Genomic DNA, 15016 nt, shown 5'->3' with positions numbered 1-15016 from the left:
TCAATCAAAGGCGACGGCTACCATGAAGTTATGGTCCAAGCCCAGTCGCCCGTGCGGATTTTTCTCGACGTCGACGGCGTTCTCAACTCCTATCCCGTGCCGGAACCCCGGTTCAAACGGGAAAAGCGTCGGGCTGTTCACGCTTGGAACTACGAACTGCACTACCGACCGCACATTGTGCAGCTCATGGAGCGTTTTCTGCGCCGCCGCTACGCCCAGCTGGTGTGGCTGTCCACGTGGTCGCACCTGTGCACCGAGGAAATCGAACCGAAGCTCGGATTCACCCGCCGGTATGCGGTCGAAGCCATGCCGGATTCGTCGTTTAACTACTACGCGGATGACCCACACACGTGGTGGAAAGCCAAAGCGGTCGAAAAGTTCCTACGCGACAATCCCGACGACCGCGCCATCTGGATTGACGACGACCTCGTCCACACCACCACCCTGGAGCACTTCACGACGCTTTTCGGCGATCGTCTGCTCATGATCGCCCCGGAATACAGTACGGGGCTCACAGAGGCGCACTTTAAGCAGATGCGCCGCTTCACCCCACCCGCCCCCAGAACTCCGCACCGGACGACACCCGCAGGTCTAGGCACCTCGGGCAGCCACGCGGGTGCCGCCGAACCGACCGGACCCGCGGGCCCCAGCGGCACCGCGGCCGCCAGCCCAGCCGGCGCATCCATCCCAGCCGGCCCCGACCCAGAAAGCCCCGCCGGAACAGCGCAGAACAACCCGTACTCGCTGACACCTCGACCCAGAAAGCTGCGGCTATGACCACCATCGGCGTCTTCGATTCCGGCTTGGGCCTCACCGCGTTCGCCCACGCCATCCACCGGGCCGCCCCGCAGGCCGACCTTGTACTGGCCATGGACCCTGACTTCGCCCCCTACGGCAGGCTGTCCGGTGCCGATGTCACCAAACGCGCACTGTTTTCAGCCCGCACCCTGGCCCAGCACGAACCCGATGCGATCGTCGTGGCCTGCAACACCGCCTCGGTCAATGCGCTGCCAGCCCTGCGCAAAGAGTTCAAGATCCCAATCATCGGCACCGTGCCGGCCATCAAACCCGCCGCGGAAGCCGGCCGACCGTTCGCCGTGTGGGCAACCCCGGCAACCACCAACAGTGAGTACCAAAATGAGCTGATCGGGAAGTTTGCGGCCGGTCTTGACGTTCACCAAACAGCGGCCTTCGGACTGGCGCAGGCCATTGATGCGGCTGACCCCGTGAGCATTCGCGCGGCAGTCGCCCAGGCAATGGCCGACACCCCCGAAGGCATTACCGACATTGTGCTCGGCTGCACCCACTACGGCCTGGTGGCTGACGTCATTCGCGCCGCCCGCCCGGGCATCAGGCAGCTGTACGATTCGCACGGCGCCGTTGCCCAGCAAACGCTGCACCGACTGGGACTGAAGCCCAGTCCCGAGGCTCAGCCCACCGGCCGGCTGCGGCACGTGTACCTGTCGGGACGACCGGGGGAACTCCCGGCCGCAGTCGGCGCATACCCTGCCGGTCAGGCGCTTTTGGACATTGCTGTGTGAGGAAGGGATCTACCGTGGCAGTCCGACCGATCAACCTGTTCTTAGTTCTGCAGGGCGTCTTCGCGCTCATTGCTTCGATTCTTCTGGTGGTGTGGCCAGGCCACAGTGCCGTGGTGTTCTCCTACCTGGTGGGCTTCTGGTTCTTGGCTGATGCCGCGCTTGCACTGATCGCCTCAGTGCGCCGCAAGTCCGGTCTGGCTTTGGGGCATACGATCCTGTCGGCGCTGCTCGGCATTCTGATTCTGGCGGCACCCAATGCTCTTCTGGGCTTCCTCGTGGTGGTTATGAGCATTGCGGCCGTTCTGTTCGGCGCGGGTGTCATCCTTGTGTCTGTTCTCATGCGCAGCCTGGGTGTGCGCTCGTGGTGGTTGGGTCTGGTGCTCGGCATTGCCGCGGTCTTCGCCGGTTTCCTCATGCCCGTCTTCCCGGCTGACACCATCACGATCGGCATGTACCTGGCCGCGTTCCTGCTGGCCATCTACGGTGTTCTCAGCTTGATGCTGGCCCGCCGGATCACCACGACTTTCCGCGCCTTCCGCACGCAGAACGGGCAGGCTCAGGGGTGGACGGCTTCCGGTCGGATCGGCGGCCCGGGTGGTCGAGGCGGCAGGAACGGCCGAGGTGAAGGCCCCCAGGTGATCGAGGGCGAGGTCGTCGACGACGACTGATCGGGCTTCCTCACCACCAGCGGTCAGTGTCGGCTTCGAGGATTTCCAGCAGTTCCCCGGCGAAGGACTGCGTGCCCACCGCCAGCACATCACTGCCGGCGGCCTGGGCGTTATGCACTGCCTGCTGGGTTGTTGTGTCGGCCTGTGATCGGCTGTAGTTGAGGTATTCGCGGCCCGCACCGACGAATGTCACAGGCAGCCCCTCAAGTTCGGCTATGCAGCCGTCGACGTCTTTGACATCCGGAAATGCAGCCAGCACCCGAAAACCGGGACGCAGGATCCCTTCGGCGCGAGCACGAATATCAGCCACACCTTCCGGGCTGATGGACGTGTCGATGCACCACTGCGCCCCGCTGACCGTGTGCAGGGACGCGCGGCCCGGCAGAATCAGCTTTTCTACGAGCTCTTCGGCATTCGGCAGGGCTGCCTGCTTCCGGTCTGGGAAGCTGACTTCCAGCAGACTGCACGCAGTTTTGGCGCCTACTCGGATATTGCGCTCCAGGGTTGCGCCGGTTTCAACGAAGTCTGTGTGCTCAGGCAGGCGGCTGTGTGCTTGGAGCGGCTGCGGTGAAAACGCCACCACCCGCTCTGTGGCGTCGTCAATGACTCCCAGCAGATCAGCCGCAACAGCATCGAGCGAACCGCCCAGAACGTCCAGGTGTTCCGCAAAGATCTGCGTGACCCCGACAACCGGGTAGGAGAACAGCGAAACATCGTCGCTCAGACCGCCCAGGCCCTCCTCGACGACGAGGACATCGACCCCTGCATCCAGCAACCAGCTCAGCCCAATGAGGGTATACATGCCCGAAGGCGGCAGATAGCCGTCATCTGAGGAGGGCAGAGCCTCAAGCGCACGGGCGGCCCGCTGGGACAGCGCCTCGTAGTCCGCTTGGGAAATCGCGCGGCCGTCAATGCGAACGCGTTCGCGATTGTGGCGCAGCGGCGGGCTCGTGATGGTTCCCACGCGCAGACCCGCGGCGTGCAGGGTTGCGGTTGCTGCCGCCACCGCGGTGCCTTTGCCCTTTGATCCGACTGCGAGACAGGCGGGGACGGGAAGACCCCGGTGCAGTCCCAGGTGTTCCTGCAGGAGGGTTGAGCGCTTACGGGACCGTGTAATTGTCCGCTGGCCTCCGTTTTCACGGCGGCGCGCTTCGTTCCATTCACGGAAGAAGGGCTCGTCTGCAGGGTCGTGTCGCAAAGTCACGAAACAACCCTAACCGTCAGTTGAGACGGTCAGAAAGCCTCTTGACGGTGAGCTTGAGGGCTTTCGCAACGCGCAGTTCGTTGTCAGCACTCCAGTAGTTGGCCGGCAGGACGATGGAAAGGGCCGCAACCAGCGAACCTGATCTGGGCTGCAGAGCGGCGCTGATGGTCCACGTGCTGGAATCGTCGCAGTGTTCGATGGCATAGCCGCGCAGACGAACCGCGCGAAGCTCTTCCAGGACCCTGGGCATCAGGTGTTCGTCGATGAGTCCGGCAATCGCACCTTTGGGCAGGCAGGACAGAATCGCCTGGCCGGCTGCTGATGTTGCGACCGGCTGCACATCACCGGGCCACGACGGGCACGCGGGCGCGTCAGGACCGCGGTCTGCCGTGAGGATCTGTGCTTCATTGCCGCGCAGCGTGGACAGGTGGACACAGCCGTCAATGGCGTCTGCCAGCGCGCGCATGGCCGGAGCTGCCGCATTGACCAACGGCACGGAGCGCAGATACGCAGCACCCACGCCAGTAGACGCCGGCCCCGGCACGTAGCCGTTCTTGCGCTTGCTGACAACGTTGAGCTCTTCAAGGACCGCAAGGATGTCGTAGACGGTGGAGCGGGGAATATCGAGTTCCCGTGACAGCTGTCCGGCGCTCATGGGCTCGTTGCTGAGGGAAACAGCGCGCAGCATCGCAACTGCGCGCCGAAGAGCCGGGACATCCGCCATTCTGCTCCTTTCTGCGTATGCGCCTGTTACAGCGCAGCGGGTGACGCCAAGTTCACCCTTACGAATCTCAGCCTACCGATAACCACTGACATAAAACCGGCTCGGCGATAGATGAGACGTATCTGTGCGCTTCGTGAACGTGTGATTCTGTCCGAAAAACCCATTCTGTACTGAATTCGTATTTTTTCAAAGCTTCCACTCTCCTCACCGCCGGCTGTTTCGGTGCGCAGCGGAGAACTGCTCCTGGGCAAAGGCTCAGCGCAGACGCACTGAGATTCCCTCAGCGGCTTCTACTGCCAGGGCGCTGACTTCCCTTTCACGGTCTTCCCCGCTGTCATCAGTGGGCAGCGAAATGCCGAATGCGGCAATCGGCCTGCCCGCGGCATCGACAATGGGGGCGGCAACAGTCCAAATGCCGTCGCTGATTTCACCGTGCTCAATCGAATAGCCGCGGGAGCGAACACCGGCCAATTCGCTGTTGAGTTCCCGCAGCGACGTAGGCCCCTGCCCCGTGCGCTGCGCAAAGACGAGTTCAGAAGAGAAGATCGCCACCACCTCGCGCCTCTCCAGCCGGGACAGGATCGCCCGGCCGGTCGCGGTGAGATAGGCGGGCATGCGGATGCCGGCCTCGGTGACGATCCGCGGCGCCCTCTTGGCTGACTCCTTCAGCAGGTACACCGTCTCCCAGCCGCGCAGAACCGCCAACTGGACGGAACCGCCGGCCGCTTCAGCTGTTTCGAGCGCAGCCGGCTGGGCAATCCGCTGCAGAGACGCGTGACGTGAGTGCGCGGCGTCGAGTTCACTGATACCAGAGCCCAGCACATAGCCGGTGTCGACTTTGCGCACCATGTCGAGCTCTTCGAGAACAGCCAGGAGGTCGTACAGGCTGGAGCGGGGAATGTCCAGGGTGCGTGCGAGAGCTCCGGCGCTGATGGGCCGCAATGACGAGCCCAGATGGCGCAGAATCCCAACGGAACGCCTGAGTGCCGGAACTTCTGCCACGTTATTCCTCCTTGAAAAACCGTGCGTAGAGCCTCCCCAGCGAATCCTGTTCAGCGCCCTTAGGACGAGAGCGGCGAACCCGGCCGGCAACGATGACGGCGCTGATATCCGCAGCGGTGGCCGACATCACCACCTGTTCTCCGCGTGAACCGGCGGTGCGAACACTTGCGTGCTCAACAGTGACGATGTCTGCTGGGCACCCTACCGCAATCCCAGAGCGCAGACCCAACGCCGAAGCCCCGGACTGCGTCAGGGCGGTGATGAGTTCGGCTGGGCTGAAGCGTCCCCTCTGGCCCGATGCCAGCCGCTCACCGGCTTCCAGTGCCTGCAGTTCCCGCATGGAGTCCAGCACAACGTGCTGGTCAGAGCCCAGGCAGATGACCGCTCCGGCGTCCGCGAGCGCACGTGCCGGCCCGATCCCGTCGGCGAGATCCGCCTCGGTCGTGGGGCACATGACGATGTGCACCCCGGCATCCCCCAGCAGCCGAATGTCGTCATCGCTCAGGTGAGTGGCGTGCACCGCCGACAGGCGCGGTGACAGGAGCCCCGCCTCGGCGAGCAGCCGCGTGGGGGTCTTCCCGTAGGCGGCGAGCGCCTGTTCGTTTTCGGCAGGCTGTTCGGACAGGTGGATGTGCAGGGGGCCATCGAGTTCAGCAAAGCGCGGAAGGTCTTCCGCGGCGACGGCGCGCACCGAGTGGATGGCCGCACCGACGGTGACCAGCGGGCTGAAGTCGGCAAGTGCTTCGCGCAGACTGGCGTGCCTGCGCATGTACCCGTCGATGCTGCCATCGCCGAAGCGCACCTGTTCGGGTGCGAGCTCTTTGCCGATGCTGCCTTGCAGATAGCACGTGTCCAGCAGGACCAGGCGGATGCCGGCTGTTGCTGCCGCTTCGGCCAAGGCGCGCTCCATGGCGTGGTCGGGGTAGGCGGTGCCGTCCGGGGCGTGGTGGACGTAGTGAAACTCGCCGACCGAGGTGTAGCCGGCCTCGATCATCTCCCCGAACACCGCCGTGGCGACTTCGCGGTACAGCTGCGGAGTCAGGGAGGCAGCTGCCGCGTACATTTCCTGCCGCCACGTCCAGAAGGTGCCCCCGTCATCGTGCGTCCTGCCGCGCAGCAGGCGGTGGAAGGCATGCGAGTGCGCGTTGTGCGCACCCGGGAACGCCGTGCCGGTGAAGACGTGGATGTCTTCTGACGAGGTGCCGGTTGGGAAACCGGGCGAGGTGCCGGGGGCGGCTGGCACGGAGGCAGCTGGCACGGGGGCAGCTGGCTCCGGGGCGGGCGGGGTGCCGCATTCGACAGCGGTGATGGTGCCGCTCTCATCAGCCGTGACGAGGACATCGGTGCGGATTTCGCCGTCTATGTAGGCGCGCGGAAAGAAGAGCTTCATGCTGTGGCTTTCAGTTCCGCGGCCAGAACATCGGCAAGGGCGGCCGCTCCGGCGATCTGGTCGGATTCTTCGCACGCCTCTTCCGGCGCGTGGGAAACACCCGTGGGGTTGCGCACGTAGAGCATGGCCGAGGGCACGTGGGCGGCGAGAATGCCGGCGTCGTGGCCCGCTCCTGACGGCATGCGCGGTGCGTTCGGCAAGACCGCCTGCAGCCTGTCGTTGAGGGCTGCGTGGAAGTCCACGGTCGGCGAATAGGATTCGCGCCGCACTTCGGCGGTGAGCCCCTCAACACTCGCCGCAACATCCTGGGCGCGGTCGGTGATGTCGGCGAGCACCGCCTCGACAACCGTGTCGTCAGGGTGGCGGATGTCCAGCCAGAAGTCCATGGACGAGGCGATGACGTTCGTCCCGCCGGGGTGAATGTGCGTCCTGCCGACCGTGGCGACAGAACCGCTGTGTGCCCCGGTGATCTGCGGAATCCCGCCGATCACAGAACTTGCCGCAGCAACCGGGTCAGCCCGGTGGCTCATCGGGGTTGTTCCGGCGTGGTTGCCCTGCCCCGTGAACCGGAAGTTCCAGCGGCCGTGACCGATGATCGAACTGCCGATCGACACCGGCTGGTCGGTGTTGATGAGCCCCACGCCCTGTTCGACATGCAGTTCGATGAACGATCCGATTTGGTTCAGGCGGTCGCGGTCAGCGCCCATGTGCTCCGGTGTGAGGCCGTAGGCGCTGGCCGCCTGGGCGAACGTCACGCCGTCGGCGTCCTTGAGTGCCAGCGCCCTGTCACGGTCGATGGCTCCCGTCAGCAGGCGCGAGCCCAGGCAGGCAACGCCGAAGCGGCTGCCCTCCTCTTCGGGGAACACGGCAATCGCCAGGGGCCTTTCCGCCCGTTCGAGGCGCCCATCGGCTTTCAGCTGGTCGACCGCAGCCAGGGCCGAGGCGACACCCAGCGGACCGTCGAACTCGCCTCCGCCGGGGACGGAGTCCAGGTGCGATCCGGTGACCACGGCGTTCGGCCCAGGCCCGGTCACCCACGCCCACGTGATGCCATTGGAGTCGATTTCGACGTCAAAGCCGCGCTTACGGCACTCGGCGATGAACCATTCACGCAGAGTTCGCTCTTCAGGGCTGAAGCCGAAGCGCCGATAGCCCAAGCCGGACGGGTCGCGCCCGACATCGCGGATTGCGGCCATAAGCCCCAGAACCGACATCAGCTGACCCCGGTGAGCACCGTGCCGTCGACATCCGCGAGCGTGTGCTCGAACGTTCCCGCTTCCGAAGCGGCGGTGAGGACAGCGCCGCTGGTCACAAGCTCAACAGTCTGCGCGAGTTCGGGCGACATGAAGCGGTCCGAGCCGGGGCCGGGAACGGTTTCGCGCAGCAGGCTGATGACAGCACCGGTCACGGGGCTGGCGGCCGCGTCACGCAGATCCGCCGCCCGCGCTGCCGCATAGATTTCGACTGCCAGAACACGCGCAAGGTTGTCCAAAGACTGGCGCAGTTTGCGGGCCGCACCCCACCCCATCGACACGTGGTCTTCCTGCATCGCCGACGACGGAATCGAATCAACACTCGCCGGTGTGGCCAGTCGCTTGGATTCCGACACCATGGCCGCCTGCGTGTAATGCGCAATCATCAGACCCGAATCCACACCCGGGTCGTGCGCCAAGAACGAGTGCAGGCCCTCATTGCGCGTCTTGTCCATCGCCCGATCCGTGCGACGCTCCGCAATTGAGGCGACATCGGCAGCCACAATCGCCAAGAAGTCCAACTGGTGGGCAAGCGGAGCTCCGTGGAAGTTGCCATTGGAGGACACGGTGCCGTCCGGGAGAACCACCGGGTTGTCCACCGCCGACCGGATTTCGCGTGCGGCCACCTGCGCCGCAAACACTGCGGCATCCCGGGCGGCTCCGGTCACCTGCGGCGAACAGCGGAGCGAATACGCATCCTGCACCAAATGCTCCGAATCCCGGTGGCTGGCCATGATCTCGGAATCCTGCAGAGCCGCAAACATATTGCCGGCACTCGTGCGCTGGCCCGGATGTGGGCGCAGAGGGTAGTGCAGTTCGGGCTTGAACACCTGGTCGGTGCCCAACTGGGACTCAACAGACATAGCCGCGCTGATATCAGCGGTCGTCAAAAGCTTTTCAAGGTCGTACAGCGCAAGGATGAGCATGCCCAGCATCCCGTCGGTTCCATTGACGAGCGCCAAGCCCTCCTTTTCCTCCAACTGCACCGGAGTGATGCCGGCTTCGGCAAGGACGGGGCCAGCATCGACGGGCTCACCGTCCGGGCCGTGCACCTTCCCTTCGCCCATCACCACGAGCGCACACGCCGACAGCGGGGCGAGGTCACCAGAACAGCCGAGCGAACCGTGCTCATGCACCCACGGGGTGATGCCGGCGTTGAGAATCTCAACATAGGTCTGCAGGGTCTCAACCTTCACACCCGTCCGCCCGGTGGCCAGAGTGCGGGCGCGCAGCAGCATGAGCGCACGCACCACCTCGACCTCTACCGGGTCGCCGATGCCCGCAGCGTGGGAGCGGATGAGCGACTTCTGCAGCTGCGCGCGGCTCTCGTGCGGAATGTGGCGCTGTGCGAGCGCTCCGAAGCCGGTCGAAACTCCGTAGACGGGCTTCGGGTGGGCGGCCAGAGCATCCACCGCACGTCGGGCCTCTGCGACATCGGCGAGAACGGAATCGGGGATGGTGACCTGTGCGCCGTGCCGGGCAACAGCTATGACATCGGCAAACGACAGAGCCTGGGGATCAAGAGCGACAGAAGTCGTCACGGGAGCTCCTTACATGTGAATGGGGATGGGTTCGAGGAGATGAGTGTGCCGGCGCGGTAGACCTCAGCGATCTGCTGCACGCCGGGCCGGTAGACCAAATGCCGATAGGACGGGGCATCCAGAATGCTGAAATCAGCCCGACTGCCCACGGTCAGCGCACCCACATCGGTCCGCTGCAGGGCGCGCGCACCGCCGGCCGTGGCCGACCACAGCGCCTGCTCGACCGTGAAGTGCATATCGCGTACGGCAATGGCCATGCAGAAGGGAATCGAATTCGAAAAGCCGCTGCCCGGATTGCAGTCAGATGCAATCGCCACCGTGACCCCCGCCTCGTGATACCTGCGGACATCCGGGTACGGCTGGCGAGTAGAGAACTCAATGCTGGGCAGCAGCGTGAGCACAGTTCCCACCTCGGCAATGCGAGCCAGGTCCTCATCACTGACAAAAGTCGCGTGATCAGCCGACACCGCACCGACCTCAGCAGCCAGGGCCATGGCGCCCATATCGCTCAGCTGATTCGCGTGCAGGCGAGGCTTCAGACCGTGGGCGAGCCCCGCGTCGACAATCCGGCGGGTCTGCGCGATATCAAAGGCGCCTTCCTCACAGAACACGTCAAGCCACTTGGCCAGGCCCTCCTGAGCTGCCCGCGGGATCATCTGATCGATGATGAGGTCGACGTAGTTATCCGGCGCTTCCTTGTATTCGGCCGGCACCACGTGGGCTGCCATGAGGGTCGTCTCCTCGGTGTGCCGGCGGGCAATGCGCAGCGCCTCGAGTTCGCTTTCGACCGTCAGGCCGTAGCCGGACTTGATCTCAAACGTCGTGGTGCCGCTGTGCTCCGCCTGCCGCAGCAGACGAACGAGGTTGTCCTCCAGCTGCTGGGCCGAAGCTTCGCGAGTCGCGCTGACCGTGGTGGCGATTCCGCCGGCCGAATACGCCTGCCCGGCCATGCGGGCGGCGAACTCCTCCGAGCGGTCGCCCGCGAAGATCAAGTGATTGTGACTGTCGACGAAACCCGGGATGACAGCGCGGCCTGAGGCAGGCACCACCTCGTCCGCGGCCGGCGCCTGCCCGGTGTCGCCGACCCAGGCCACCGTGCCGTCCTCAACGAGCAGCGCAGCGTTCTGCCGCACGCCCAGGAGGTCCTGCGCGTGCGGGTCGTTCGTGACGAGCTCAGCAATGTCGGTGACAAGCAGAGAAGTCATGACTTCAGCCTACGCGTCCTGCTCGGCGCGGCGGTTGAGATTTTCATCTGCGGGAACCCACAGCCCGCGCTCAGCGGCGACCTTGTGAGCGCGCTCGTAGCCAGCATCCACGTGGCGGATGACGCCCATCGCGGGGTCGTTCGTCAGCAGACGCTCGAGCTTCTGCGCGGCAAGTTCCGTGCCATCGGCAACCGAGACCTGGCCGGCGTGAATAGATCGACCCATGCCGACACCTCCCCCGTGGTGCAGGGACACCCAGCTGGCACCCGACGAGGTGTTGACCAGGGCGTTGAGCAAAGGCCAGTCAGCCACGGCATCCGAGCCGTCGCGCATGGCTTCGGTTTCGCGGTAGGGGCTCGCCACGGAGCCCGAATCCAGGTGGTCGCGGCCGATGACGATGGGGGCCGACACTTTGCCGTCGGCAACCAGCTGGTTGAACAGCAGGCCCGCCTTGTGGCGCTCCCGGTAGCCCAGCCAGCAGATGCGGGCGGGCAGACCTTCGAACTCGACGTACTCCTGTGCGGCGTCGAGCCAACGGTGCAGGTGGTCGTTGTCAGGGAAGAGCTCTTTGAGTGCTTCGTCAGTCACCCGAATATCTTCCGGATCTCCGGACAGGGCGACCCAGCGGAAGGGGCCGAGGCCCTCGCAGAACAGCGGTCGGATGTAGGCGGGCACAAAGCCGGGGAACTCAAAGGCACGGTCATAACCGGCCTTGCGGGCTTCATCGCGGATGGAGTTGCCGTAGTCGAACACGACCGCGCCCTTGTCCTGGAAGCCGACCATTGCGGCGACGTGCTTGGCCATCGACTCCTGCGCGCGCAGGGTGAACTTTTCGGGGTTCTCTTCGGCTTCTTCAGACCATTCGTCCACGCTGACACCAAGCGGCAGGTAGGACAGGGGGTCGTGCGCTGAGGTTTGGTCGGTCACGATGTCGACGGCAACACCGCGGTCCAGCAGCTCCGGCAGAATGTCCGCCGCGTTGCCCACCAGACCCACAGAAAGGGCGCGCTTGTCAGCTTTGGCTGCGAGAACCAGGTCGAGAGCTTCGTCGAGGTCCGAAACAACCTCGTCGAGGTAGCGTTTGCCCTGGCGGCGCTCCATGCGGGTCCGGTCGACGTCGATGATGAGGCACGCGCCTCCGTTGAGTGTGACTGAAAGCGGCTGGGCACCGCCCATTCCGCCGCACCCGGCGGTGACGGTGAGCGTGCCGGCGAGTGTGCCGTCGAAGTGTTCGTTGGCAACAGCGGCGAAGGTTTCGTAGGTGCCCTGGAGGATGCCCTGCGTGGCGATGTAGATCCACGAACCTGCGGTCATCTGGCCGTACATCATGAGGCCTTCGGCTTCGAGCTTGCGGAAGTGCTCCCAGTTGGCCCAGTCGCCCACGAGGTTTGAATTGGCAATCAGCACGCGCGGTGCCCATTCGTGGGTGCGGAGCACTCCGACGGGCTTGCCGGACTGAACGAGCAGAGTTTCGTCTTCGCGCAGTTCTTTGAGAGTATCGACGATCGCGTCAAAGGCTTCCCAGCTGCGGGCTGCTCTGCCAGTTCCGCCGTAGACCACGAGGTCTTCGGGCCTTTCGGCAACCTCGGGGTCGAGGTTGTTCATGAGCATGCGCATCGCGGCTTCCGTCTGCCAGCTGCGTGCGGTGATCTCCGTACCGCGGGGCGCACGGACTGTGCGGCTGGGATCGTGCCTGGTGTAGGACATCGTCGTCGGCTCTCCAAGGGCTCGTAGGGGTTGTCTCCTTTTATGGTCAACCTCTACGAGCCCTGTAAACCAGCGAAGCCTGTAAGTGTTGTCCAATATGTTGGACAACACTTACGGGGTGTTTTCGCGGCGCGCTGCCGAGGTTCGGCCCCGGCGTGAGGCGCTGGGGCACACCGGTTAGCAACGAATCCACGCCTTAGCCGAGGGGAGACTCCCTTCAGCAGCCAGCCCAACCTGACACCTCGGCGCCTCGCCCCACTTCCAGCACCCACCCACGCCTTAGCAACAAAAACTCCCGTTAGCAGTCACTGCTAAAGCGCAGATCCCGGCTAACGGGTGTCCCCTTGCGGCTAACGGGTGGATCCGTGCCTAAAGCGCAGAATCCGGCCACCGGGTGTCCTCAAAACCAAATGACCCCCACGGATACAACAGCCCCTCCAGCGCACAAGCAGCACAAACCAGCAACCACCCGACCAAACGCCTCGACGCGTCGCCCCACTTCCAGCACCCACCCACGCTTTAGCAACAAGCCCGCTCCCACCACAAACACGAGGCGCTGCTCCCCTGACCACCAGCACCCACCCACGCCTTAGCAACAAAAACTCCCGTTAGCAGTTACTGCTAAAGCGCATATCCCGGCTAACGGGTGCCCCCGTGCGACTAACGGGTGGATCCGTGCCTAAAGCGCAGAATCCGGCCACCGGGTGCCCGCGGCCAGCAACAAGCCCGCTCCCACCACAAACACGAGGCGCTGCTCCCCTGACCACCAGCACCCACCTCGGCGACCCGGCACCTCGGCCCACTTCCAGCAGCCAGCCCAACCTGACACCTCGGCGCTACCCAGCAGCCACCCACGCTTTAGCAACAAAAACTCCCGTTAGCAGTTACTGCTAAAGCGCAGATCCCGGCTAACGGGTGTCCCCTTGCGGCTAACGGGTGGATTCGTGCCTAAAGCGCAGAATCCGGCCACCGGGTGCCCCCAGCGCCAAATGACCCCCAGGAATCCAGCAGCCCCACCAGCAGCCCCTCCAGCGCACAAGCAGCACAAACCAGCAACCACCCCACCAAACCCACCCCAAACCGCACACACAAAACAACGAGGGGACCCCGACAAACGTCGGGATCCCCTCGCGAGTGCTCGCCGCTGCACCTAGGCGCTGCGGTCAGAGCTAAAGAACGTTGAAGTCCTCAGTCTGCTTGATCAGGGCTTGCCTGCAGCAGCCTTGAGCTTCGAACCAGCCGAAAGCTTCACGGAGTAGCCAGCGGGAATCTGGATTTCCTCGCCGGTCTGCGGGTTGCGGCCCTTGCGAGCGGCACGTTCGGTGCGCTCAACGGACAGCCAGCCCGGGATGGTGAGCTTTTCGCCCTTGCTGACGACATCTGCGAAGGCGTCGAAGACACCATCGAGAACGTCGGAGACCTGCTTCTGGGTCAGGCCGGACTTGTCTGCAACTTCTGCGACAAGCTCGCTGCGGTTCTTAGCCATAAGAACGTCCTCCTCTAGGACTTAGGTTTCGGTATAACCGAGACGAACAGGAAAAACCTTACCAGCTCGACTTGGTAACGCCGGGAAGCTCGCCCTTGTGGGCCATTTCCCGGAAGCGAACACGGGAAACACCGAACTTGCGGAGGTAACCGCGCGGACGACCGTCAACCTGGTCGCGGTTGCGCAGACGGACCGGCGAAGCATCGCGGGGCAGCTTCTGCAGACCCAGGCGTGCTTCCTCGCGCTGTTCGTCGGTGGAATCGGGGTGAACCAGCTGACGCTTGAGTTCGGCGCGGCGTTCAGCGTAGCGCTCGACGATGGCCTGGCGCTGCTTTTCGCGTGCGATCTTAGACTTCTTAGCCATTGACTATCAGCGCTCCTCGCGGAATTCGACGTGCTTGCGGACCACTGGGTCGTACTTCTTCATGACGATGCGGTCGGGGGTGTTGCGGCGGTTCTTCTTGGTCACGTAGGTGTAACCGGTTCCGGCCGTTGACTTCAGCTTGATGATGGGGCGTACGTCCTGTGCTTTTGCCATCAGAGCTTCACTCCCTTAGCGATGAGCTCGTTGACCACAGCGTCAATGCCGCGAGCGTCAATGACCTTGATGCCGCGGGTCGAAACCGTCAGCGTGACCTTGCGGCGCAGCGACGGCACGTAGTAGCGCTTCTTCTGAATGTTGATGTCGAACCGACGACGGGTGCGGCGGTTCGAGTGGGAGACGTTGTTCCCAAAACCAGGGGTGGCCCCGGTTACCTGGCAGACTGCTGCCATGACTCTCCTCCAGTTGACTTCTGCCGGCGGCGTTGTCCTCGCATTAAGTGCGTGAGGGCAGCCGCCGAGACATCTTCACAGTTCCACCGGGCTCGTTCCCCTGTCGGCGTTCGCGCCGACGTGAACACAGCGGTGGTTGCTCTTTGCCCGGTGAAGGGCTTGTGCGAAACCTTCGGGGTGGATAGTCCCTAGTTCCGACGATGTCTCACCAGCGTGTGTCAGGCCTGTGAGAGAAGGGCCTGTGCTCAGCATCGCTGTGTGAGCGCGTTGGGGCACAATTCGGCCACAACAGGGAATTATTCTAAACCGATGCGCGCCGATGCGCCAAATCGCGACGAGACTCATGGAAAGTCCCCGGGTGAACAGGGGCCGTGCCTCATGTATTTTTCCCCGTGAAATTTGTGGGTGTATGGCGACCATGGGGTATGGATCGTGAGGGATTGTCATTGAAGGCCAGGTATGGGATGAATAGGACGGACACTCTGGCTTATGCAGCGGCGTCGAAGAAGGAGAAGACCATC

The 15016-nt window shown here is 64.0% G+C and carries 15 protein-coding genes; 3 read left to right on the top strand and 12 right to left on the bottom strand.

The genetic code is table 11. The features are described from left to right. Positions 1-30 precede the first annotated feature (30 nt). Genes Bravens_RS09995 through Bravens_RS09985 form a run of 3 tightly spaced genes read left to right on the top strand, consistent with a single transcriptional unit; the run spans position 31 to position 2209 of the window. Positions 31-777: an HAD domain-containing protein gene (locus Bravens_RS09995; protein ID WP_061944767.1), complete on the top strand. Its 747-nt coding sequence runs from the start codon at positions 31-33 to the stop codon at positions 775-777. Next, positions 774-1541 (top strand): glutamate racemase, encoded by a 768-nt coding sequence (locus Bravens_RS09990; protein WP_019174308.1) that lies wholly within the window; start codon positions 774-776, stop codon positions 1539-1541. Before Bravens_RS09995 ends, Bravens_RS09990 begins: the two co-directional genes overlap by 4 nt. A gap of 14 nt (positions 1542-1555) precedes the next feature. Further along, on the top strand, positions 1556-2209 hold the full coding sequence (locus tag Bravens_RS09985; protein ID WP_062023068.1) for a DUF308 domain-containing protein: 654 nt from the start codon (positions 1556-1558) through the stop codon (positions 2207-2209). A 10-nt stretch (positions 2210-2219) separates the two neighbouring features. Here the strand turns inward: Bravens_RS09985 and Bravens_RS09980 are convergent, their stop codons facing one another. The 12 genes from Bravens_RS09980 to rpmB form a co-directional block, all read right to left on the bottom strand. Then, positions 2220-3413, bottom strand: a complete 1194-nt coding sequence (locus Bravens_RS09980) for a hypothetical protein (RefSeq protein ID WP_062023065.1) — start codon at positions 3411-3413, stop codon at positions 2220-2222. 16 nt (positions 3414-3429) lie between these two features. Next, a complete protein-coding gene (locus Bravens_RS09975; RefSeq protein ID WP_062023062.1) occupies positions 3430-4137 on the bottom strand; it encodes an IclR family transcriptional regulator in 708 nt (235 codons plus the stop codon). 255 nt (positions 4138-4392) lie between these two features. Next, a complete protein-coding gene (locus Bravens_RS09970) occupies positions 4393-5139 on the bottom strand; it encodes an IclR family transcriptional regulator (RefSeq protein WP_061944746.1) in 747 nt (248 codons plus the stop codon). A 1-nt stretch (position 5140) separates the two neighbouring features. After that, on the bottom strand, positions 5141-6529 hold the full coding sequence (locus tag Bravens_RS09965; protein ID WP_062023059.1) for a formimidoylglutamate deiminase: 1389 nt from the start codon (positions 6527-6529) through the stop codon (positions 5141-5143). After that, a complete protein-coding gene (locus Bravens_RS09960) occupies positions 6526-7743 on the bottom strand; it encodes an allantoate amidohydrolase (RefSeq protein WP_244878157.1) in 1218 nt (405 codons plus the stop codon). Before Bravens_RS09960 ends, Bravens_RS09965 begins: the two co-directional genes overlap by 4 nt. Further along, entirely contained in the window at positions 7743-9323 is a 1581-nt protein-coding gene (hutH, locus tag Bravens_RS09955) for a histidine ammonia-lyase (RefSeq protein ID WP_062023053.1), read from the bottom strand. Before hutH ends, Bravens_RS09960 begins: the two co-directional genes overlap by 1 nt. Next, positions 9320-10528 carry an imidazolonepropionase gene (gene hutI, locus Bravens_RS09950; RefSeq protein ID WP_062023051.1) on the bottom strand — a complete coding sequence of 403 codons (1209 nt, stop codon included), beginning with the start codon at positions 10526-10528 and terminating at the stop codon, positions 9320-9322. Before hutI ends, hutH begins: the two co-directional genes overlap by 4 nt. A gap of 9 nt (positions 10529-10537) precedes the next feature. Next, the gene (hutU, locus tag Bravens_RS09945; RefSeq protein WP_062023048.1) at positions 10538-12235 is read right to left on the bottom strand and encodes a urocanate hydratase; all 1698 of its coding nucleotides are present in this window, start codon (positions 12233-12235) and stop codon (positions 10538-10540) included. A 1201-nt stretch (positions 12236-13436) separates the two neighbouring features. Then, positions 13437-13721 carry an HU family DNA-binding protein gene (locus tag Bravens_RS09940; RefSeq protein ID WP_019174298.1) on the bottom strand — a complete coding sequence of 95 codons (285 nt, stop codon included), beginning with the start codon at positions 13719-13721 and terminating at the stop codon, positions 13437-13439. Between the two features lie 58 nt (positions 13722-13779). Further along, positions 13780-14085, bottom strand: coding sequence for a 30S ribosomal protein S14 (rpsN, locus tag Bravens_RS09935; protein ID WP_019174297.1), 306 nt, complete (start codon positions 14083-14085; stop codon positions 13780-13782). 6 nt (positions 14086-14091) lie between these two features. Next, complete coding sequence (gene rpmG / locus Bravens_RS09930) at positions 14092-14259, bottom strand: 50S ribosomal protein L33 (RefSeq protein ID WP_019174296.1); 168 nt, start codon at positions 14257-14259, stop codon at positions 14092-14094. Beyond that, entirely contained in the window at positions 14259-14495 is a 237-nt protein-coding gene (gene rpmB / locus Bravens_RS09925; RefSeq protein ID WP_019174295.1) for a 50S ribosomal protein L28, read from the bottom strand. The genes rpmG and rpmB overlap by 1 nt, the downstream gene beginning before the upstream one ends. Positions 14496-15016 lie beyond the last annotated feature (521 nt).

The organism is Brevibacterium ravenspurgense, from assembly GCF_001584615.1.
Taxonomy (GTDB): domain Bacteria; phylum Actinomycetota; class Actinomycetes; order Actinomycetales; family Brevibacteriaceae; genus Brevibacterium; species Brevibacterium ravenspurgense.
The sequence above is the reverse complement of the archived record's forward strand: the minus strand, read 5'-3'. Positions and strand labels throughout refer to the sequence as shown.

Bases quoted from the DNA above. Each gene is read 5' to 3' on its own strand.
- Bravens_RS09965 (WP_062023059.1), bottom strand. From the start codon at position 6,529: ATGAAGCTCTTCTTTCCGCGCGCCTACATAGACGGCGAAATCCGCACC.
- rpsN (WP_019174297.1), bottom strand. From the start codon at position 14,085: ATGGCTAAGAAGTCTAAGATCGCACGCGAAAAGCAGCGCCAGGCCATC.
- rpmB (WP_019174295.1), bottom strand. From the start codon at position 14,495: ATGGCAGCAGTCTGCCAGGTAACCGGGGCCACCCCTGGTTTTGGGAAC.
- hutI (WP_062023051.1), bottom strand. From the start codon at position 10,528: ATGACTTCTCTGCTTGTCACCGACATTGCTGAGCTCGTCACGAACGAC.
- Bravens_RS09990 (WP_019174308.1), top strand. From the start codon at position 774: ATGACCACCATCGGCGTCTTCGATTCCGGCTTGGGCCTCACCGCGTTC.
- Bravens_RS09960 (WP_244878157.1), bottom strand. From the start codon at position 7,743: ATGTCGGTTCTGGGGCTTATGGCCGCAATCCGCGATGTCGGGCGCGAC.
- rpmG (WP_019174296.1), bottom strand. From the start codon at position 14,259: ATGGCAAAAGCACAGGACGTACGCCCCATCATCAAGCTGAAGTCAACG.
- Bravens_RS09940 (WP_019174298.1), bottom strand. From the start codon at position 13,721: ATGGCTAAGAACCGCAGCGAGCTTGTCGCAGAAGTTGCAGACAAGTCC.
- Bravens_RS09975 (WP_062023062.1), bottom strand. From the start codon at position 4,137: ATGGCGGATGTCCCGGCTCTTCGGCGCGCAGTTGCGATGCTGCGCGCT.
- Bravens_RS09995 (WP_061944767.1), top strand. From the start codon at position 31: ATGGTCCAAGCCCAGTCGCCCGTGCGGATTTTTCTCGACGTCGACGGC.
- hutU (WP_062023048.1), bottom strand. From the start codon at position 12,235: ATGTCCTACACCAGGCACGATCCCAGCCGCACAGTCCGTGCGCCCCGC.